The organism is Sutcliffiella horikoshii (assembly GCF_044809035.1).
Classification (GTDB): domain Bacteria; phylum Bacillota; class Bacilli; order Bacillales; family Bacillaceae_I; genus Sutcliffiella_A; species Sutcliffiella_A horikoshii_G.
In genome coordinates, this window is record NZ_CP085237.1 from 2581379 (window position 1) to 2600504 (window position 19126).

The 19126-nt window shown below is 37.8% G+C and carries 25 protein-coding genes; 11 read left to right on the forward strand and 14 right to left on the reverse strand.

The window, feature by feature from the left end; translation table 11 throughout:
* Positions 1 to 69: 69 nt before the first annotated feature.
* Positions 70 to 831, forward strand: a complete 762-nt coding sequence (locus tag LG307_RS13450; RefSeq protein WP_404442772.1) for a class I SAM-dependent methyltransferase — start codon at positions 70 to 72, stop codon at positions 829 to 831.
* A 26-nt stretch (positions 832 to 857) separates the two neighbouring features.
* Here the strand turns inward: LG307_RS13450 and LG307_RS13455 are convergent, their stop codons facing one another.
* Together LG307_RS13455 and LG307_RS13460 are read right to left on the reverse strand one after the other, a co-directional pair.
* On the reverse strand, positions 858 to 1256 hold the full coding sequence (locus LG307_RS13455) for a VOC family protein (protein WP_404442775.1): 399 nt from the start codon (positions 1254 to 1256) through the stop codon (positions 858 to 860).
* A 44-nt stretch (positions 1257 to 1300) separates the two neighbouring features.
* Positions 1301 to 2038: a nucleotidyltransferase domain-containing protein gene (locus LG307_RS13460; protein WP_404450455.1), complete on the reverse strand. Its 738-nt coding sequence runs from the start codon at positions 2036 to 2038 to the stop codon at positions 1301 to 1303.
* 175 nt (positions 2039 to 2213) lie between these two features.
* Here LG307_RS13460 and LG307_RS13465 point away from each other — a divergent pair, with 175 nt between their 5' ends.
* The 3 genes from LG307_RS13465 to LG307_RS13475 all read left to right on the forward strand — a co-directional run bounded on the left by LG307_RS13465 (position 2214) and on the right by LG307_RS13475 (position 4542).
* The gene (locus LG307_RS13465; protein ID WP_404450456.1) at positions 2214 to 3110 is read left to right on the forward strand and encodes an alpha/beta hydrolase; all 897 of its coding nucleotides are present in this window, start codon (positions 2214 to 2216) and stop codon (positions 3108 to 3110) included.
* A 108-nt stretch (positions 3111 to 3218) separates the two neighbouring features.
* Complete coding sequence (locus LG307_RS13470) at positions 3219 to 3641, forward strand: ferritin-like domain-containing protein (RefSeq protein ID WP_404442777.1); 423 nt, start codon at positions 3219 to 3221, stop codon at positions 3639 to 3641.
* A 130-nt stretch (positions 3642 to 3771) separates the two neighbouring features.
* Positions 3772 to 4542: an alpha/beta hydrolase gene (locus tag LG307_RS13475; protein WP_404442780.1), complete on the forward strand. Its 771-nt coding sequence runs from the start codon at positions 3772 to 3774 to the stop codon at positions 4540 to 4542.
* A gap of 50 nt (positions 4543 to 4592) precedes the next feature.
* Here LG307_RS13475 and LG307_RS13480 read toward each other — a convergent pair whose 3' ends face one another.
* Positions 4593 to 5219, reverse strand: coding sequence for a nitroreductase family protein (locus tag LG307_RS13480; protein WP_404442783.1), 627 nt, complete (start codon positions 5217 to 5219; stop codon positions 4593 to 4595).
* Positions 5220 to 5419: 200 nt separating this feature from the next.
* On the reverse strand, positions 5420 to 6496 hold the full coding sequence (locus LG307_RS13485; RefSeq protein WP_404442786.1) for a YqcI/YcgG family protein: 1077 nt from the start codon (positions 6494 to 6496) through the stop codon (positions 5420 to 5422).
* A 128-nt stretch (positions 6497 to 6624) separates the two neighbouring features.
* On the opposite strand from LG307_RS13485, the gene LG307_RS13490 reads away from it, so the two are divergent.
* Both LG307_RS13490 and LG307_RS13495 read left to right on the forward strand, forming a co-directional pair.
* Positions 6625 to 7251, forward strand: coding sequence for a LysE family translocator (locus LG307_RS13490; RefSeq protein ID WP_404442789.1), 627 nt, complete (start codon positions 6625 to 6627; stop codon positions 7249 to 7251).
* A gap of 56 nt (positions 7252 to 7307) precedes the next feature.
* Positions 7308 to 8642, forward strand: a complete 1335-nt coding sequence (locus LG307_RS13495; protein ID WP_404450457.1) for an alanine/glycine:cation symporter family protein — start codon at positions 7308 to 7310, stop codon at positions 8640 to 8642.
* Between the two features lie 42 nt (positions 8643 to 8684).
* On the opposite strand, the gene LG307_RS13500 is transcribed toward LG307_RS13495, so the two are convergent.
* The 4 genes from LG307_RS13500 to LG307_RS13515 all read right to left on the reverse strand — a co-directional run bounded on the left by LG307_RS13500 (position 8685) and on the right by LG307_RS13515 (position 10896).
* Entirely contained in the window at positions 8685 to 9224 is a 540-nt protein-coding gene (locus tag LG307_RS13500; RefSeq protein ID WP_404442791.1) for a DinB family protein, read from the reverse strand.
* Between the two features lie 289 nt (positions 9225 to 9513).
* Entirely contained in the window at positions 9514 to 9969 is a 456-nt protein-coding gene (locus tag LG307_RS13505; RefSeq protein ID WP_404442794.1) for a GNAT family N-acetyltransferase, read from the reverse strand.
* Between the two features lie 3 nt (positions 9970 to 9972).
* Positions 9973 to 10467, reverse strand: coding sequence for a hypothetical protein (locus tag LG307_RS13510; protein WP_404442797.1), 495 nt, complete (start codon positions 10465 to 10467; stop codon positions 9973 to 9975).
* A gap of 93 nt (positions 10468 to 10560) precedes the next feature.
* Positions 10561 to 10896: a zinc ribbon domain-containing protein YjdM gene (locus LG307_RS13515; protein WP_404442800.1), complete on the reverse strand. Its 336-nt coding sequence runs from the start codon at positions 10894 to 10896 to the stop codon at positions 10561 to 10563.
* A 142-nt stretch (positions 10897 to 11038) separates the two neighbouring features.
* Here LG307_RS13515 and LG307_RS13520 point away from each other — a divergent pair, with 142 nt between their 5' ends.
* The 3 genes from LG307_RS13520 (at position 11039) to LG307_RS13530 (ending at position 12743) form a co-directional block, all read left to right on the forward strand.
* Entirely contained in the window at positions 11039 to 11659 is a 621-nt protein-coding gene (locus tag LG307_RS13520) for an alpha/beta hydrolase (protein WP_404442803.1), read from the forward strand.
* 123 nt (positions 11660 to 11782) lie between these two features.
* Positions 11783 to 11998 (forward strand): helix-turn-helix transcriptional regulator, encoded by a 216-nt coding sequence (locus LG307_RS13525; protein WP_404442805.1) that lies wholly within the window; start codon positions 11783 to 11785, stop codon positions 11996 to 11998.
* Complete coding sequence (locus LG307_RS13530; protein WP_404442808.1) at positions 11991 to 12743, forward strand: hypothetical protein; 753 nt, start codon at positions 11991 to 11993, stop codon at positions 12741 to 12743. Before LG307_RS13525 ends, LG307_RS13530 begins: the two co-directional genes overlap by 8 nt.
* Before the next feature lie 19 nt (positions 12744 to 12762).
* Here LG307_RS13530 and LG307_RS13535 read toward each other — a convergent pair whose 3' ends face one another.
* From LG307_RS13535 to LG307_RS13545, 3 genes are all read right to left on the reverse strand, one after another.
* Positions 12763 to 13197, reverse strand: coding sequence for a hypothetical protein (locus LG307_RS13535; RefSeq protein WP_404442810.1), 435 nt, complete (start codon positions 13195 to 13197; stop codon positions 12763 to 12765).
* 287 nt (positions 13198 to 13484) lie between these two features.
* On the reverse strand, positions 13485 to 13877 hold the full coding sequence (locus LG307_RS13540) for a DUF2085 domain-containing protein (RefSeq protein WP_404442813.1): 393 nt from the start codon (positions 13875 to 13877) through the stop codon (positions 13485 to 13487).
* Positions 13878 to 13892: 15 nt separating this feature from the next.
* The gene (locus LG307_RS13545; RefSeq protein ID WP_404442816.1) at positions 13893 to 14183 is read right to left on the reverse strand and encodes a hypothetical protein; all 291 of its coding nucleotides are present in this window, start codon (positions 14181 to 14183) and stop codon (positions 13893 to 13895) included.
* A gap of 218 nt (positions 14184 to 14401) precedes the next feature.
* Between LG307_RS13545 and LG307_RS13550 the strand changes: the two genes are divergently transcribed.
* Positions 14402 to 15883 carry an esterase/lipase family protein gene (locus LG307_RS13550; protein ID WP_404442819.1) on the forward strand — a complete coding sequence of 494 codons (1482 nt, stop codon included), beginning with the start codon at positions 14402 to 14404 and terminating at the stop codon, positions 15881 to 15883.
* Positions 15884 to 15925: 42 nt separating this feature from the next.
* Here the strand turns inward: LG307_RS13550 and LG307_RS13555 are convergent, their stop codons facing one another.
* Positions 15926 to 16390, reverse strand: a complete 465-nt coding sequence (locus LG307_RS13555; protein WP_404442822.1) for a YjdJ family protein — start codon at positions 16388 to 16390, stop codon at positions 15926 to 15928.
* Between the two features lie 123 nt (positions 16391 to 16513).
* Between LG307_RS13555 and LG307_RS13560 the strand changes: the two genes are divergently transcribed.
* Positions 16514 to 17233: a GDSL-type esterase/lipase family protein gene (locus tag LG307_RS13560; protein WP_404442824.1), complete on the forward strand. Its 720-nt coding sequence runs from the start codon at positions 16514 to 16516 to the stop codon at positions 17231 to 17233.
* A gap of 30 nt (positions 17234 to 17263) precedes the next feature.
* Here LG307_RS13560 and LG307_RS13565 read toward each other — a convergent pair whose 3' ends face one another.
* Entirely contained in the window at positions 17264 to 18019 is a 756-nt protein-coding gene (locus LG307_RS13565) for a DUF5694 domain-containing protein (protein WP_404442827.1), read from the reverse strand.
* A gap of 59 nt (positions 18020 to 18078) precedes the next feature.
* A complete protein-coding gene (locus tag LG307_RS13570) occupies positions 18079 to 18843 on the reverse strand; it encodes a Nif3-like dinuclear metal center hexameric protein (RefSeq protein ID WP_404442830.1) in 765 nt (254 codons plus the stop codon).
* Positions 18844 to 19126: the final 283 nt, after the last annotated feature.

The window sequence follows — 19126 nt, forward strand, 5'->3', positions numbered from 1 at the left end:
AGGGCTTTTTTGTAAGGCAGATTTTAGATGGGTTTATTACAGTTTTAAGAAACGAAAAGGCGGAAATCAATGAATAACATTTTCAGTGATAATCTTCAAAAATATGCAGATGCAAATGAATATGACCGTAAACACGAGAATTTTTTAATAGATTTACCTCTAATTCTGGAATGGGCACCAGTAGATGGACCAATAATTGAATTAGCGTGTGGAACGGGTAGATTGACAGTTCCAATAGCAGAACTAGGGCATGAAATGATAGGAGTGGACATTCATGCAGGCATGCTGGATTGGGCTAAAGCCAAAGCTATCGAAAAGAATTTGCCAATCCAATGGTTCTTACAGGATTGCACTCGGTTATCTCTTAAACAATCCACTAAGTTAATGTTCATGTGTGGCAACTCCTTTCAACATTTCTTTACCAATGAGGTACAAGATGCACTTTTCCAATCCGTCCACAGGCACCTAGAAGATGGAGGGATATTCATTTTTGATACGAGAAATCCGATTATGGAGGAGTTATCAAAAGTGGATGAGTATGAAGAGCATTTTAAGCATTCTAATGGTTTGCAGGTGAGAGAGTATCATAAAGAAACGTATAATCCTATGACACAGATACTTCACTGTGAAACGGAAAGAAGATTTTTCAAGGGCACAAATGTAGCATCGGTAGAGAACGATAAAATATCATTGCGTTATGTTTTCCCATTGGAAATGCGACGTCTAATACATGTGCATGGATTTAGGATATTACATGAATATGGGGACTGGAAGAAGAGTTCATTAACTCCTAAAGGTCCCCAAATGGTCTATGTTTGCCAAAAGAAATAATAGGAACGGAGTAGTTAATAAAGTGGCTACTCCCTTCCATTTAGGTCTTTCTGTTCTACATTAAATTCAATTAAATTATTGGAAGGATCCATACAAAAGATTTGTGCAAAACCGCTTTTACTATTAGGTTTTTGTACGATTTCAATACCTTTACTCTCAAGAAATTCCACCGTTTGATAATAATCTTCTACTCTGATAGCAAAATGACCATCTCTACTGTCGATATTATCTTTGTATCTCAAGGTTTCAGCCTGTTTATTTTCTATTAAATGAAGCTGAGAATTCCCAATCTGATACCATGCACCGGGAAAATCAAAGTCTGGTCTTTTCAACTCAGGAAACCCGAGTAGTGTTCCGTAGAAGTGTTTCGCTTCTTCCACGTCATTCACTGCAAGACTGACATGATGTAAATCTGATAATTTCATTCTTTTTACACTCCTTTCTAAAGTAATGTAGCACTAGTATATCACTAATTATCTGAGCTTCCCTTTCCTAGATAGAACCCCGCAAACAATCTACCACCATGTGGTTCCAATATTTCCTTTACAATATGTATAACTTTGCTCTTATCATTGGTTGTATAAAATAAATCAAACGCTTCCGTAAATGCCCCTGCAAAGTCTTTATCAAATTCTACAAGAGAACGATGAATCCATTTGGAAGAACCGATCCACCTATTATTAGTTCTTAAAACAAATTCAGCTGCAAGTTCAGCAAGTGTTCCGGCTATAAATATTGCTTCAGATCTGTTCAAAGTACCAATAAAGTCATCTAACACATCGGTAAGGAAATATTGTTTCAACTTAATTATTGATGCGTCCCATTTCTCCGGACCAGAATTTAAAAGTGTTTCCGCTTCTAGTTTTACACCAGCAATAATTCCATTGTCCTTTAGAACAATTCCCTCTGCAATCATTCTTGGCATACATGGACGTGCCCTTTCGCAATCGCTTTTGAAAAAGGCTTGATAGGATTCTAGGTTATGGCAGAATAATTCAACCGGCCATCCTAATTCTAGGAAGGATTCCCTGTATGAAGCTGGTAACTTTTGATCAAAAACCACAATATCCAGGTCTGACGTGGAACTCTCTTGTCCACGGACTACGCTCCCCGCGAGAATCGCACCGTCACAATTAGGAAAATGTTTTTCAATGATTTTCTTTGCAGCTTTTATTGCAGGTAATCGTTGTAGATGATCTCCTTTCATCATTTAAACACCTCTTTTCCCCAAAGCATATCATAAAAATACAACAATTATTAGATAAAATTCCGCTCTCTTCTCCCCTCCCATTTCCCTTCTAGGTTATCCAAATGTTAAACTATGGTATATATATCCTTTTGGAGGTTTTACGGTGAAACAGCTAAAACGTGTATTAATTGTAATGGGCATTTTACTTTCCTATATCCTGTTTGTCGGTATTTTTTTCACCAATAAAGTAATGTACATTCGCAAAAAAACAAACGAAGAGATTCTGCAACGTGAAAAACTCCTCGGCCACTTTAAAGAAGATGTTTATTTGAAATTACCTAAACGAGAACTTACCATCCCTTCCCCACTCGGCTACAATATTTACGGGGAAATGTTTGATGTACCGGGTTCAACCCGTTATATGATTTTCAGTCATGGTGTGACGCAAAACACCCTCAATTCCATTAAATACATGAATATATTCCTTGAAAGAGATTGGAATGTCGTATTATATGATCATCGTAGACATGGTAAATCTGGTGGGAAGACAACAAGCTATGGCTTTTATGAAAAGCACGATTTAAAAGCGGTTGTAGATTGGGTTCGCGAACATGCTGGAAGTGAAGCAACCATCGGAATTCATGGAGAATCCATGGGTGCTGCGACATTACTGATGTATGCCGGGGGAATTGAAGATGGTGCCGACTTCTACATCGCTGATTGTCCTTTTTCAGATCTTGAGGAACAGCTGACTTATCGTTTAAAAGCGGATTTCAAAATTCCAAAGCAGCTTGTCATGCCAATTGCCAATACTTTTTTACGCATAAGAGATAAGTACTCCATCAGAGATGTCTCACCAATCAATGTTATTGAAAACATTGATAATCCGGTTTTGTTTATCCACAGCGAACCTGACGACTTTATTCCGATTATGATGACACAGCAACTTTTTGAAAAAAAGAAAGGTAAAAAGCAGTTGTATGTCGCTAGAAACGGAATGCATGCAATGAGCTATAGTGAAAATCGCGAGGAGTACGAAAAGGCGATTGATGAGTTCTTAGAGGAAATTGGTTTTGGCTTGAAAGAGTAAAACCTAAGGAGCAACCATACCGGTGGTTGCCCTTTTTTGTTGGTAAGAATAATTTCCTATTTTTAATTGAATCATAAAGATAGCGACAATTATGAAGGAGTGAAAGGAATGGATGAGCAAATCAAAGAATTGAATGCCTTTTTGGAGGGCGAGTTCATGGGCATTCATGCATATGAGCATTATATTAAAAACACACAGGATGAAGCGATAAAGAAAGATTTGCAAACAATCCAGCAAAACCATAAGATGCATGCTATTTTTGTAGCGGAAAGAATTCAGAACCTTGGTGGCGAGGCAGTCGATGACGTAGGCCTAGTTGGAGCTTTTCAGGAGAGAGTCCAGCAGGTAAAGGGCTACCCGAAGGATTCAAGCGCCATTATTGAAGGCGCTATTCATGGCGAGGAATTCGGGTCCGATATGATGGCAGAGTTTGTGAAAGGTGACCTTGATTTGGAGAGTAAGAATATGGTTCAGTCCATATTGAACGAGCATAAGCAGCATATTGAATTATTGAGAAAACATTTAAAATAGGGAACGAACGAGGACGGTGTAGTTGACACTGTCCTCTATTTTTATAGATATACATTTTTAAATTTGCCTACCCTACTCCAATATTTACTAATATAATAAAAGAATCAAAAATATGAAGGAGTAGTTAAGCATGCTGGATTATTTCACCGTAACTATCACCCCATTTCAATCAGACCGAAGAATAAGCGTTCTTTTACCAAAAGGATATGAAACAACAGACAAGCGATATCCTGTATTGTACATGCACGATGGCCAAAATCTGTTTATTGATAGTGAAGCAAGCTTTGGAGTAAGCTGGGGGATTAAGGACTATTTAGAACAAGAGTCAAATCTTGAGATTATTGTGGTGGGAATCGATTGCAACCATGAAGGTTTTGAACGATTTAACGAATATGCACCATGGGAAAATAGAGAGTTGGGACAAAGGCTTTTCAATGATGAGAACCTTACAGGTGGAAAAGGGAAAGAATATATAGATTACCTTGCTTTGGAGTTAAAGCCTTTGATTGATGAAAAATACCGTACACTTCCGGAAGAAACAGCAATGGCAGGCAGTTCTATGGGTGGACTAATTTCTACATATGCGGTATGTAAATACCCCCATATTTATAAACGGATTGCATCTTTGTCTTCTGCATATTGGATTAATCAACGTGAAATAGAAGCATACATACTAGAAAGTGATTTAAGTGAGGTTGAGCGATTTTACTTAGATGTTGGGACGAAAGAAGATACCTCTTTTATCAATCATCAAATATATATTGACTCAAGCCAAAGTGTATATGATTTATTGGTAAAGAAGGTCGGAAAGGTATGCTTTGATGTGGTGGAAGATGCAGTTCATAACGAGGCTGCTTGGCGCAAAAGGCTTCCTGCCATGTTTGGCTTTTTGTATAACTAAAAAGAAGAGGACTCACCCCTGGGAGTGAGTCCTTTCCATCATATTGTTATTTAAAACGTTTCATATGCCACAACTTCATCAACTGGGAAGCGTAACGTTCCATGGGCTTCAACAGCTGCTTTACCAACAGAGATTAACATAATAGGGACATAACGTTCAGGGATGTTAAATTCTTTTCTGAATGCTACTTTATCAAATCCACCCATTGGGACAGTATCATACCCTTTTTCTTTAGCCGCAAGCATCAATTGCATGGAAGCAAGAGAAGCATTCATTACCGCTTCATCACGTGCAAACTGATCATTTGTATAAGCACCGTGGATTTGATTTGTTAAAATTTCTTTTACCTCTGGAGTCATGAATCCTTTGTTCACCACTTCCCCATACACTTTTTCCGCATTGTGATTTGCTTCAAGGTCACCTAACACCGCAATAGTGACAGAGCTGTCGACTACTTGTTGCTGGTTGAAGGCAATGGGTAAGAGCTTTTCTTTCTGGCTACCAGATTGAATCACAAGGAACTTCCAATGTTGCAGGTTCCATGAAGATGGTGCCGTGATAGTTGCCTCTAATATGTCTTGTAGATCTTTTTGAGGCATTTCATATTGCGTATATTTACGAACCGAATGGCGTTCTTTCATTGTTTCAATTGCCGATTTAGTAGTAGTGTTATTCATGAAGAATTCACTCCTTCTTCTAGTTGAATTATAATACCTTTTATATTTACCACACGGATATCTCACTGTCAAAATATATGCATTCAAGATAATTGGAATCTTCATCTATCATTAGTAAGTTATGGAAATGCCCATTATTTATTATTTTTCCCCGTTAAATAGAAAAAACTCCATTCCAGAAAGAAAATGGAGTTACCAAATTATTTTAAAACCGCAATGACATATAAACAGCCATCCATTCCTGCTAATGATCCGTGTACCGTTTCCTTTGGCAAGTATATTCGGTCACCCTCTTGACAGGTAAAAAGCTCCCCTCCCACTTCCATAGAGACACTCCCACTTAAAATATGTAGGATCTCATTGGTTGGATGGGTATGAGTGGGATGGGCTTTGAACGGTTCGTCTTTCTGTACTTCGACATACCCTGTTCCCCTGATAGGTAATAGCTCCATTGTTACTTTTTCAAGACTACCGCCTACCCCTCGTTCTACTCGAAACTCTTTAAAGTCTGAGGAGAATGAATAAGTAACCTCTGACGTACTGCTTTTCTCCTTTTCCAAAGACGCGTGAAATGGGCATTTTGATGTATCTACATTGTTATCATCCATCAAGAAATACTGCCTCCATTCTCTTGTTTCTTTTTTACCGTACCAGTTAAGTGAAGGATGAGCAGGAACACTATCATACACTTCCAAACGATCCCTTACCGTTTTTTGAAACAACTTTCCGAGGTGAGTGTCACCGCTTATGCCATCAAACACCCATCTTGGCTGGAAGGTAATCATAAACGTTGATGCTCTCCTGCTTGCTCGTTTTTCATGGACAGGGGTGTTGCATACAACAAATATCGGTTCATCCTGGAAAGAAAATTCCCAAAGATAATGTTCTGGATCTGATGGGATATTTTTCGGCCAATCTTTTTCATCGAACTGATGTAAGTGCTGGAGTATATTCCAGAATTGTTTTTCATATTGTTCTAGTGATTTTTTCTCTTCTGGCTTAAAGAATGCAACAAACGAAGTATTTTTCCCAAGATCTCTGGCTTCTTCCAGATACAATCTCAAGGCATCGGCCAAGTTCTCCATTTCAACGGGACAAGTCGTACTTTCAATAAAAGCAAAACGGAGTGAGCCCTGTTTAAACCCTTCTACACCAAATACACAAGGAAACGGACGAGTCTCCGACAACATATCCTTTGAAAATTCCGAAAAGACATGCCTTCCCCAGGGAGGCACATTCTTAACTGAGTAAAGTATCTCCAGATCTAATTGCTGCATCCCTTCTCCCCCTTTAATTAAGCAAAGTACTAATTATAAATACGAACAATTCTCTTCATCTATGCATGAAACTCCTTTACTTCTACATATAAATTTATGGACAAGTCTTGTGGTTAGGAGTTATGGACATGGATTTAATTTGGACAGTGCTTCATTTTGTGGTGCTTGGTATAAGCCTAGCTGCTCCAGTTGGGCCAATAAATTTAGAGATGATCAAACGGGGTATTTCTTCTGGATTTTATGCTTCCTGGCTCGTAGGTCTTGGGGGAATGACAGCCGATATATTATTTTTACTGATCATTTTAATTGGGATGGCTCCCTATCTCCAAGTGGAATGGGTGGAAATATGCATGTATGGCATAGGTGGTACCTTATTGCTATACCTTGGGATATCGACTATCTATGGCTCATTTACCAAAAGAAAGATACTGGAGATTGGACAACCCACTCAGAGGAATTCATATGTTGTTGGATTTAGCATCGCTGCTTTTAATCCCATTAATTTCGTTTTTTGGTTCGGCATATTCGGTTCCTCCATTCATTCCCTTTCCGAGAGTTGGATACTTGCTTTAGTAGGGTGTTTATCCTTGTTACTCGGCATTTTTCTGTGGAACTTGAATATCGCTTTTACGGTTCATTTCGCCAGGGCATTTATTAAAGAAAGAATCCTTAAAATCGTTAACATTGGGGCGGGGATCTTTTTAACGGTTTCTGCTTTCCCTTTTTTGTCAAGATTTATAAACCTCATTTTATAGAATAGATTCCTCCCTTTGGAAAAAGATAGACTAGAGGGGGAATACACGTGAAACACATGCTATCGGCGTTCACTGACTTTATTTGGGGCTTCCCGATGATTATACTTTTTGTGGTTGCAGGAATCTTTTTAACGATTAGACTAGGCTTTCTTCCTTTTCGTTATTTTCCACACATTGTGAAAATGACATTAGGTCAAATCGGTAAAAAAACAACCGGTTCAGCGGGTGGCATCAGTCCCTTTGCGGCCTTTACCTCTGCTTTATCTGCCACTGCAGGTGCAACGAATATCGTCGGTGTCCCTGTTGCCATCGCTTTTGGAGGACCTGGGGCTTTATTTTGGATGTGGGTCGTGGCGTTCATTGGGTTGTCGACCATTTTTGCAGAGCTTGTGTTGGGGATTACATATAGAGAAAAAAATAAAGAAGGCAAATGGGTGGGTGGGCCCTTTTACTATCTTTCCAAAGGATTGCGCTGGGATAAACTTGGCTGGTTTTATGCATTCGGTTTGATGCTTGAAGTGGTACCAAGTGTGATGGTGCAATCCAATAGCGTGAGTGTGCAATTGGAAAATGAATATAACATATCATTATTAGCAGTTGGGGTTCTTCTAGCCATCGTCACTGCTTTTATCGTCTTTGGTGGAATTGACCGAATCGGGAAAATCAGTTCAAGATTGCTGCCAATTTTTGTTCTTACCTATGTCGGTTTAACCTTAACTATTATCTGCATCAATATTGAAAGACTTCCAGGCGTTTTGTCCTTAATTATTTCGGATGCCTTTACTCCGACTTCTGCTGTAGGTGTGTTTGCAGGAGCCACTGTCGTCCAGACCATGAGATGGGGACTTGCTCGGGGGCTTTACACAAGTGAGGCAGGAATGGGTACATCCTCCATAGCCTACGCTTCTGCTGATACGGACCAACCTGTTAGACAATCATTTTGGGGCATGATCGCCGTCATTATTGATACATTGGTTATTTGCAGCCTCACCGGTCTTACCGTATTGATAACCGATGTTTGGAAAGAAGTTGGCGTGAAGAAAGCTGCCTCCATGGTTTCCTATGCAATGAAAACCACACTGCCGGATTGGCTCAGCTCCCTTTCCATCTCTGTATTTCTAGTCTTTTTTGTTCTGGCTACCGTCGGGGTGATCATCTTTTACGGGGAAAGTCAGGCCGAATTATTATTTGGTCGTAAAATGCGCTATTTCATGAGATTCGTCTACCTTGCCGCCATTGTAGTCGGGGCTATCGGTGGATTAAAGTTCGTCTGGGAACTTTTAGATTTGCTGCTGTTCTTCATTGTGGTTCCGAATATCATTGGAATTGTATGTTTAAGTGGTGTGGTCAAGAAGGCAAAGGATGAGTATATTAAGGAGTTTGTGAAGTAAAAGGTGCCTACCTCCGGATAGGGATGGGCACCTTTCTTTTATTTAGTCAGTATTCCGTTGCTTATGGCCCACTATTAACCTGATTTGCCCTCGATGATTTAATTCATCCTCAAAGACATGAAACCAACGGAAGTAATTGTTAGCAAGATGGTTAGGACCAAACGGAAACTCTTCATCCAACCATTTATCTTCTTTCTGCTTTAGTTCTGATATTGTGATCTCTCGAACTTTACTCAGTTTTTCGATATAGAAGGAAGCATCATTGCCTTTGGATGCTTCAAACGCACAATCACCTAGGGTCAGGCCAGCCCTCAACTTCTCCATTTCTTGCTCTGTAGGGTCTCTTTCTTCGAAGGTTAGTATTTGATAAACCTCTTCTACGCATGCGATATGTAATAGTAGACTGCCTATTGAGTTTCCTTGTCCGTTTATTCTATAATCTAACTCTTCCACGGTTAAATGTTGGGTAGCCTCAATTGTTGTTCTTCTTGCATACTCCATCATAGCTAGAAGCCGACCAATCTCAGGTGTATACCCTTCCCTACATTCCAATATAAACGTTTTATCCTTTATTGTGGTCATGTTTTCGCCCCCCTCTTTTAAGTTTAATGGGTTACATAGGTTATTTATACTCATTATTGCTGCTTATGCAGCAGCTTTTATCCGCCAAAAGATGGCATCCTCTAATTTAATGTCCAAACTGCATCAAATACTGTCCAAAAATTAAAAATACGGTCCAAACTGTACCCTTTACTGTCGAAACTCTAGCAAATATTAGCCAACCGACAAATAGCGACATAAAAACCTAAACAGCATACCTAGTTTTGTTGCTGAAATAAAATCGCTAAGGTACCAAAAGACTCCTACCTATTTATACTTTCTTCAACATAAAAACACAATTAGGATCTTCTTCGTAATCGGCAAACGGCTCACAATAATCAAATCCAAAACTTTTATATAGTTTCTGCGCAGGATAAAAAGCCTCCATGGACCCTGTCTCAAGATACAAATTCTGATAGCCACGCTCTTTCCCCGCTTGAATAATACATTGGAGAATTTGTGCCCCTATACCCTTTCTTAAATGAAGCGACGAAGTCCTCATGGATTTCACCTCACCACTCTTGGCATCCAACTCTTTTAAAGCTCCACACCCAACAACCTCTTCCCCTTCCCACACGCTCCAAAAAGTAACATTTGGTTTTCGTAAAGCATCTAAGTCCAAATAGTGGTTACTTTCTGGTGGAGAAAGCAGATTTAAATTTCTCATATGCTCCTCAACAAAAGTAATGACAGCTGGGTGTGTAACATCATCAATCTTGATTTTCATTTATTATCGCTCCTCTATAATAGTTACAGCATGGTTTGGAAAATTTATTGCAATTGAAGCCCCTGAAGAGAAAATCACTTCAAAAGATAGGGTACAAGAATCGACTGAAAGAAACTCTTCATATAACCATAAATCCATATCACGATTCATCACTGATTTCTCATTGAAATAGTTTTCATGATGATACTCCAAGAATGACACATCTTTAAATAATAGGGTAATTCTACTCAAACCATCATCATTACTAAGTATTAGCTTTAAGTCCATTTTTCTCAAACTTTTATGGTTTACTTCAAAGCTTAATAGTTGGTAATCATGAAACCCCCAACCACTAAAATATGAATAGACCTCCCTCGGCATCCTATCAGCCAACGCTTTATAGGATATCCTATAATCTACTACACTTTGATCCCACCGCCCCTGAATTCTTTCTTCTTCTATTTGACTCAAATTCTCATCGCTTTGAGCAAGAAATAAATCATATGTAAAATACCTCACCCTTTATCTCCTTTTCCGCTATGACTGATACCTCATTTTAACATTAAATTCCAATAACAGACCACAAAAAAATGAACCCCATAAGGGTCCATGTTATATTTTTTTCACAAACTCCGTCTTCAGCTGCATAGCACCAAATCCATCAATTTTACAATCAATATCATGATCCCCATCAACAAGACGGATATTTTTCACTTTTGTTCCCTGTTTCACAACAGAAGAACTACCTTTTACTTTTAGGTCCTTTATGACTGTGACCGTATCTCCGTCATTAAGAATATTACCATTTGCATCCTTATACACTTTCTCTTCTTCATTTGCGTCTGTGCCTGGTGTCCATTCATAAGCACATTCTGGACAGACAATTTGGTTTGCATCCTCATATGTATATTCAGAATTACATTTTGGACAGTTTGGTAGTGTCGACATTGATCGAGTTCCTCCACTTATGTTCAATTTTTCACTCTTATTAGCATAGCATAGTTTATTCTCAAAATTAATTATACATTTTTTCCCTATATTGCTAATTTACATGATATAATTCTTTAAAATTCATATCCGGGGTGAATCTATGATAAACCAGACATCAGAAGTCAAAGTTTTTCCTACTAATCTAATGAAACAAAAAGAAACCACTACTAAACTTGCCATCATTCTTCCGGGAGCAGGTTACACGTCTCAAGGTCCTTTATTGCACTTTTCTTCAGGACACTACTTCAACCAAGGGTTCGATTTACTTCAAATTAATTATCGTTTTAGCGACGCGGAGCTCGATCCTTTTGACGCCGCAGGATTTTCCGATAATGTTTTACATACGTTGGAGGAAACTCTGAAAGAGAGCAACTATGACCAATTTGTAATTGTGGCAAAATCAATAGGGACGATTGCACTGACAAGTCTATTGAAACACACAACCTTCAAAAACACCTCTGCAATATGGCTAACTCCATTACTGCATCGCGATGATGTGTATCAAGCTATGTTACAGGGTGAAAATAACTCTTTCTGTATTATTGGAGATAAAGATTTCTGTTATCGTGAAGACCGATTTGCACACCTAACATCTAATCCAACACTAAAGACACTATTAATTCCTAATGGAGATCACAGTCTTGAAAATAAAGAAGATGTACTAGATTCGATCGATATGCTTAAGAATGTTATAGACGGTGTTATCCAATTTTCAAACTAAATTTCTTACAGTACAAGAAACTACTTGTACTGTTTTTTTATGAGTAATAGGTAAAGTATTATTGACACTATGTTAATTATACTTTACATTAAGTATATAAAAGTTAACAAAAAGGAGAACCTTATGCTTTGTAATCGGGTGAAGGAATTAAGGGCTCGACATGGCTTTTCCCAGTCTGATTTGGGTAGCTTAGTCGGTGTAACCAGGCAAACAATAGGCTTTATAGAGAAAGGTGAATTTTCTCCGTCCATCGCCTTGTCTTTAAGGCTTGCCAAGCATTTGAAAGTTAACGTAGATGAGTTATTTTGGTTAGAAGGAGAGGAGAAGGAAAATGAATAAAGATTTACGGATTCAGCTTCCACTTTGGACAATCGCTTTTTGCATTCTTTTGATGCCATTGACATTTAGTCTGGTTCAATTAATGGATTTAATGATACATAATTTTGATGCTTTATTCGTTGTAAACGATACAAAGACTTCTTTTAATTGGAGTTTAATACCCTTTCATCTATTTATCGTTAGTAGCTTATTACTAATCTCTTTCTATATTGCATTTTATCGTAGGTATAGAAAGCATAATAGGGATAACCCCAGAGAAAGACTATATTTCTTCGTTTTTTACAAGCCTGGTGAGTTACTTGAAGATGATGAAATGCTTCAACAAGTATCGAAAAATGCCACTAAAAAGGTGTACATACTTTTTGCAAATGCACTTCCGGTACTAGCATTACTAATGGTTATCCCTCTTCACCGATCTGTATTCATTATGGCGATTCTGCTTGTAATTATCTTTCAGAACCTCCTTTTTTACAATGAAATTTATCGATACTACTCTGGCAATTATACATTCGGCAATAAAGGTAAAAAGACGGATTCCCAACTCTCAAAAGCTAATATAAGAATTGTTCTAGGGATTACTGTTGTATGTTTCATCATTGTTGCTCTATCTGTTGGAAGGCTGGCTCAAATCCATTATCATGCTCAAAGTATACCTCTTGAGATGGAAGCATGTATGGAAAAAGGGAGAACTGCAATTATAGAAAAAAGCAGTTTATGGAGCCTAACAAAATTCACATGCGAATAGGCATTGCTACTTGCAATGCCTATTTTCGTTCCAATATGCTTTTAATTTGGTCTGTATACATCCTGTCTAGTCCTTCCGTTGCATAACGGAAATTCTCCATACTTGATACTTTAGTAGTTCCCATTTCTACTAGGCGAGCATCAAGCTTATTTAGAACAAAAGTTGGATGTTCATCTTCATTCTTATAACCGCTGACTTCATCATTCAAGTCTATTATTTTCCCATCCACTAACTCAATCTTGTAGTAGAAATCACCTCTATTGTGTGTAAAAGGAACATAATATTTATTTCCACGAACACCAGCCTCTATTTTAACAATGTCCTTAAAGTAATACTCCTTGCCTTGTGGATGCAGGAAAGAATGGTCAATTATCTTCTGATCTGTTATTGCAGTGACAGAGGAAAAGATAATGTAAAAGCCAATAATATTAGCTCCGATGAAGCTGATCCACAAAACTCTACGCTTTCTTGTGACCGGAGTCTTCTCTTTATATTTCCTAAAGAAGAAATAAAAGAATACTAAAAATAAATAGAAAACAATTATGATGATAAATCTAGAGTATGGGTATTTAAATACCCATAACGCGTAATCCTCAGGGATAAAAAATTTGTACTGAAGATGCCCTATTAAACTAAACAGGAAAAAACTTAAAATGAGAACCAATAAACACCCTAGCAAGTAAACTAAAGCTCTCCCTATTACTTTCAATTTCATTTCCCCATTCTAAAAACTATCAATAATCAACCTATAAAGGAATCAATAAAACTTGCAAACCCTTCTATCCCCCGATGAAACTGAATAGAACCAGCCACAATAATGCAAGACATCCCAAGGCCGCTAATCAGACCTGTAAAGGATCGGAGGAAATTGTTGCTCACTCTCCAGCCCTTTACCTGTGTATAGCCGTCCACTACCATTGGAATGTTCAAAAGAATACCTATAAAAGCCAACTTAAAAAACGCGACGTCTGCTGCTAGCCATAGTAATGGAACCACAGCAAGGTAACCCAGCAATATTGACATACACCTGTAGCACATAGGGAATTGCTTGCCCCCTATGACAAGTGAGCGTTCTTTTCTTTTATGGCATGGAAAAAAGCGTAGTGTTATAACAGCATTAATATAATCATTCATTTGCTTTACACCGTATTAATTAAATGGATTGCAATCACAGTCTGTGCAATCCAATCCATTTGATTTACCTGAAGACCTTGGAAGTGGAATATCGCAATAGTAGCAATCACACCATCCGTCACTTTTCTTTTTCTTTTCGCTTCTTTTCATATAGTAATGGATGCTCGCAAACAGTCCAATCAAACTAATAACTAGAAAAATAATGCTAGCTATCATCTCAGATGTTGAACTGGCTACGACAATGCCATAAATACTACCAATTGAAATTATGCTTAACAAAGCCCATAAAATAAAAATCATCTGCAACCCTCTTTTTGTTATTAGTTGAACTCTACTCCATACAATTCTTTTCTTTTATAAAAAATCCTGCTTCCTTTTGTCGAATATGTATCTTTCTTCCTATTATTTTAGTTCGTACTCCAAGTCCATCCGCTCATTTTTTGAAAATCTATTCTGAAAGCGCTCCCTTTTCAGATAGAATAGATGGGGAGATATCTCCTAATTTATTCAAAAGGAGTGTTGAAATGAGAAGGTTGGTGATTTTATTGTTAGTAGCTTTGCTAGTTGTACCAGTATCCGTGAATGCCGGCACCATTGGTGGGAAAGACAATCCTGGTGGTGTGCCAGGTCAGTGGTATGTTGGTGATACACCAAGTAACGTCGACCCAAACAAACCGGTTATTGTATTTGTTCACGGAATTAACAGCTCCTCAAAGACTTGGTGGGAAAACAACAATATGTATCAAACAGCCTTGAATAACGGATATGAAACAGCGTTTATCGATGTTCATCCTGATAAGAACATGTGGGATAATGGTGCCATCATTAATAGTAGAATCCGTGATATATCCAATCATTTCAACCAAAAGAAGATAGTGATAGTTGCGCATAGCAAAGGCGGCATTGATTCACAAAACGCACTTGTTCATTACGGAGCGCATCCTTATGTATCTAACCTCATTACCCTATCCACCCCTCATTATGGCTCGCAACTCGCTGATCTTGCTTACAGTGGCTGGGCAAGCTGGCTTGCAAGTATTCTTGGAAGTAAAAATGATGCAACCTACTCTCTTCAAACCGGTTATATGAACAGCTACCGACCTCAAATGGATAATCATGCAAATAGAAATCGCAATAAAATTTACACTCTAGCAGGAACTAGTTGGGGCGGGTTCGGCTCTGCTCTTTATTGGGGTGGATTATACTTAAGTTCATATGGTTCTAATGATGGTGCGGTTACAGTTAATAACTCCCGTTTAACCTATAGCACGCAAGTCAGGGTAAGCAACTGGAACCATACCACCGTCCGTGAAGGCGGAACATTCCAATACTTCCGTCCATATTTGACAACTACACAAACAGCCGGCTTTGCACTTGGCGAGGCAGCAGCAACAGTCGAACCAATGGAACAGGAGCCAATCAACATCAGTGCCCTTCACCGTGGCGGCCAATTCCAAAAAGAAGTGGAACAAACCTTTACCGTGGAGGAAAATGTTCAAAGAATCGACCTGGATTGGCTGAGCGACAAGCAGACGAAAGATGTTGAAGTGATTAGTCCGTCTGGAAAGGTGTATACAAACTTTGTCCATTCGATTGATCAGGAAATTTTCAAGGGTGGCCACCACCACACTTTCCAAATCCCATCACCTGAAAAAGGACAATGGACCGTTAAAGCTAAAAAAGATAAAGCTGCCTATTTAATGACTGTTGGCTTCCATACAGATCTTAATGAGGAAGTAGTATTGGAAGACGCTACATTTGAACTGAAGAACAAAGGGCAAAAAGTGAAAAATATGAATGTGGAAGTCAAAATCAATAAAGATGGTAAGGCTAAAGCAGACTTCGGGATGAAGGTTGCTAATAAAGGGAAGGTAGATGTGGACTTTAAAGAAGAAGGTGTCTACACTATCACGCTTGATGTCAAAGGTACCACAAAAGACGGAAATCCATTTGAACGGACAATCGTGAAATCTGTTTATGTAGATAAAAACGGCAATAGGTATTGATTTGACAAAGTGCTCTTCCTCAATGGGAGAGCACTTTTTACATTAGTCTACTTGTACTTTTCTAATTTGATAAAAGGCTGCTAGACCAATAAGTAAAGTCCCCACCAATAATTGTGATATCATAAAAACCTTTGCACCTGTGGTTGGGGAACCGGATATTACCACCGCTCCAACAAGTAAAATAACTCCCAGTATACTAATAAACAAGTTATGTTTTATTCCAGGCTGAAGCAATTTTTGACCAATTGCCAAGACCATATAAATAAAAGTTACCATCATGATTATTGGAAAAATCGGCTTGAATTTAATAGCGTACACAAAGTAATCTAGTTGAGATATATTTCCCCTCTCCACTTCCCCATCATGTATCCAAGAGGTAATAACTGCTGTGTGCTTCCATTCGAACGACTTATCTACCAACTCGCTCCCTTCATACCATGCAACGAAAGTGGCCATCAAGAAAAACATTAATGCCAGACCAAATAGAATCGTTCTTTTATAACTCATAAACTTCCCCCTTTTTAAAATATACCTATACAATTAAACGAAACTGATAACGGAAAAGTTTCAAGCAGCCTGTTTAATTATTTTTATGATAGGGAACTACTACAACATTGAGGAGGTTCACCTATGAAGAAAACAATCATCTATGCTGCCGCCTTAATTGTGGTTGCTCTTATCGGGGCAGGTTTTTATAGTGGCTATCAAGAAAATACAAACGCAAAGGAAGCGGATCATTCGCCAAAGACTATGGTAACACTGGGTGACTCATTGACATATGGAGTCGGGGACAAGTCCGGTGAAGGTTACGTTGATAATTTGGAGAAGCTAATCCAGAAAGAGAAAGACGCAAACGTTAAAGTGGAAAACTACGGCATCCCAGGACAAGAATCGGATGGTGTAGTAAAACAAGTAAAACTTACTAACATTCAAAAGGATATTCGCAACGCTGATTATATTATTCTTTTTATCGGAACCAATGATCTAATTCAAAGCAATGGCGGCGACTTGAAAGGCATCAATGAAGAACAAATCAAAGAAGGCGCTGTAAAATACGAGAAGAATGTTCAAGAAATCCTTAAATCAATTCGTCAAGAAAACAAAGATGTTCCAGTATTATTTCTCGGGCTATACAATTCCTATCCAGATTCTGCTGAACATGAAGATATCATTATCGAGTGGAATGAAAATAGCCAAAAGATGGTCGATGACTATGAACGCATTAAATTTATTTCCACTAATGATCTTTTTAAAGAAAAATCAAAGGAGTATTTCAGTGATTCCTTGCATCCTAACGAAAAGGGATATGATTTGATTACTAAAAAGATTATTGATGAATATGATTTTTAGGATTGAAAACGCTCAAGATTGAGCGTTTTTTTAATTAGTGCTCATACAGACTAAGTAATCCCTCACATTTTCAATAGTGAAGCCATCCCCTTCAAGAATTAATTGATATAACAGGTGAACATGCCCTACCCCATATATGACTAATAAACGATCATTATCGCAAGCTAGACTTTTTATGTTTTTATATATTAGTAAATTACGATAATACCAATAATTTGCGACCCATTTAGCTCCAATTGGATTGGCATGATTCCCTACCAACGCAATATCCATATAAAGTCTATGATTATTCTTCACTTGTTCAGTTTCATTTAAAAATAATAGATATTCTCCAATTGTAGAGATACAAGATTTTTCATTGGCTTCAGCGACCATCTTCTCTATTTCCTTGAATATTTTTCTGGAATTTTGCGTTTCGTGATTATGCATATACTCAAATATATCTGGTACACTTTCTTCTTCATTCCAATCCACTGCAAAAATGTTTGTATGACCCAATTCTCTTGCTAACTGAAAACCGATTTGATGGCGTTCATTAGCCGATAAATTGACGTTTCCAGCTAGGTATTTTTGATACTCATCTGTAAGATTTGACTGGTATTTTAATGGATATTCCAACAATATTTTCGTAGGGGCGTACTCTTTCAGACAAGTTAAGACATTATGTATCTCCATTTGTTTTCGTTTAGAGAAAATGTCCAACTCTTCCGTTTTTCCATAATCCTGAACAGTAGACTTTTCAAAGTGATCAGTACCTAAAATCATGATTGTAGGTCTATTGGACATCGATTTGCTCCTTTACTTTTATTGCACTTGAATTTTTCTATGGAAGAAAGGCTTTATCATTATTCTCCGTGATTAAGTTCAAAATGCTCTTCCTCCAGCTTTACGAGGGATATCCCTTCATTCATTTCTTTCGCTCTCACTGCCAAACTCTCCACTCCAAAAATTTCCGTAAAGGTATGGCTCCCTACCAGTAAATTTACACCTGCAAATTGTGCATATTGAATGGTATATAAACTTGCCTCTCCAGTTATGTATGTATCACAGCCATGATCCAAGGCAAATTTTATATGGTCAGTTGAATGACCTGCACCTGTCAGTACTCCTACTTTTTTTACCTTGTTATCATGGTTTTTCCACGCTCTTACAGGCTCGTCCAACTCCGTTCTCATTCTTTCTACAAGGAGCTCAAAATTTTTAGATTCATTAAACTCTCCGATACCAGGTACACTAGTATTCTTGTACTCTGAAAAACGTATGATGTTATCAATACCAATTTTATTCATCAAGGATGTGCATGTTCCGAACGCTATATAATCAAGTGGACCATGTATCCAAAAATGACTGATGTTATATGCTTTTAACCTTTTGATACACGCTTCTTTCAAACCATAAATAAAATCCCATGCGTCATGATGAGTCATGATTAAATCGACCTTTGCAGCCCTGGCCTGTTCAATGACTTCTATTGAAAGATTGGTTGAAAATCCAATCGTCTTAATTTTGTTATTGGAAGTGTTGGAAAATCCGTAATCGTCATGGAATTCTTCCAGTAATTGTTTAGGAAAAAGCTCATTGATCGTAGCATTAAAATTTGTAATGTCCATAATTGCCTCCCAAAAACTTTGGTGTGTTTCCTATTACACATACCAATTATTTCAAATCACATTCATTAACTCAATATTTTTTTCCAATTAAATAAGACTCTATCCTTTCAATAGAGTCCTCTCCCTTATTAGAAAAAGCCCATTGATCAACATTCATAACAACACAAATCTTTCCATTGGGAAAATGAACCGTTTTTTCTTCTATTATTCTGGTTTTTTATTCTGAATTTTCCCAATATATATTCTTCCTTTAATATGCTAAATTATTCTTGTGTTACCAATT

Bases quoted from the DNA above. Each gene is read 5' to 3' on its own strand.
- LG307_RS13450 (WP_404442772.1), top strand. From the start codon at position 70: ATGAATAACATTTTCAGTGATAATCTTCAAAAATATGCAGATGCAAAT.
- LG307_RS13455 (WP_404442775.1), bottom strand. From the start codon at position 1,256: ATGAAATTATCAGATTTACATCATGTCAGTCTTGCAGTGAATGACGTG.
- LG307_RS13460 (WP_404450455.1), bottom strand. From the start codon at position 2,038: ATGAAAGGAGATCATCTACAACGATTACCTGCAATAAAAGCTGCAAAG.
- LG307_RS13465 (WP_404450456.1), top strand. From the start codon at position 2,214: ATGGGCATTTTACTTTCCTATATCCTGTTTGTCGGTATTTTTTTCACC.
- LG307_RS13470 (WP_404442777.1), top strand. From the start codon at position 3,219: ATGGATGAGCAAATCAAAGAATTGAATGCCTTTTTGGAGGGCGAGTTC.
- LG307_RS13475 (WP_404442780.1), top strand. From the start codon at position 3,772: ATGCTGGATTATTTCACCGTAACTATCACCCCATTTCAATCAGACCGA.
- LG307_RS13480 (WP_404442783.1), bottom strand. From the start codon at position 5,219: ATGAATAACACTACTACTAAATCGGCAATTGAAACAATGAAAGAACGC.
- LG307_RS13485 (WP_404442786.1), bottom strand. From the start codon at position 6,496: ATGCAGCAATTAGATCTGGAGATACTTTACTCAGTTAAGAATGTGCCT.
- LG307_RS13490 (WP_404442789.1), top strand. From the start codon at position 6,625: ATGGATTTAATTTGGACAGTGCTTCATTTTGTGGTGCTTGGTATAAGC.
- LG307_RS13495 (WP_404450457.1), top strand. From the start codon at position 7,308: ATGCTATCGGCGTTCACTGACTTTATTTGGGGCTTCCCGATGATTATA.
- LG307_RS13500 (WP_404442791.1), bottom strand. From the start codon at position 9,224: ATGACCACAATAAAGGATAAAACGTTTATATTGGAATGTAGGGAAGGG.
- LG307_RS13505 (WP_404442794.1), bottom strand. From the start codon at position 9,969: ATGAAAATCAAGATTGATGATGTTACACACCCAGCTGTCATTACTTTT.
- LG307_RS13515 (WP_404442800.1), bottom strand. From the start codon at position 10,896: ATGTCGACACTACCAAACTGTCCAAAATGTAATTCTGAATATACATAT.
- LG307_RS13520 (WP_404442803.1), top strand. From the start codon at position 11,039: ATGATAAACCAGACATCAGAAGTCAAAGTTTTTCCTACTAATCTAATG.
- LG307_RS13525 (WP_404442805.1), top strand. From the start codon at position 11,783: ATGCTTTGTAATCGGGTGAAGGAATTAAGGGCTCGACATGGCTTTTCC.
- LG307_RS13530 (WP_404442808.1), top strand. From the start codon at position 11,991: ATGAATAAAGATTTACGGATTCAGCTTCCACTTTGGACAATCGCTTTT.
- LG307_RS13540 (WP_404442813.1), bottom strand. From the start codon at position 13,877: ATGAATGATTATATTAATGCTGTTATAACACTACGCTTTTTTCCATGC.
- LG307_RS13550 (WP_404442819.1), top strand. From the start codon at position 14,402: ATGAGAAGGTTGGTGATTTTATTGTTAGTAGCTTTGCTAGTTGTACCA.
- LG307_RS13555 (WP_404442822.1), bottom strand. From the start codon at position 16,390: ATGAGTTATAAAAGAACGATTCTATTTGGTCTGGCATTAATGTTTTTC.
- LG307_RS13560 (WP_404442824.1), top strand. From the start codon at position 16,514: ATGAAGAAAACAATCATCTATGCTGCCGCCTTAATTGTGGTTGCTCTT.
- LG307_RS13565 (WP_404442827.1), bottom strand. From the start codon at position 18,019: ATGTCCAATAGACCTACAATCATGATTTTAGGTACTGATCACTTTGAA.
- LG307_RS13570 (WP_404442830.1), bottom strand. From the start codon at position 18,843: ATGGACATTACAAATTTTAATGCTACGATCAATGAGCTTTTTCCTAAA.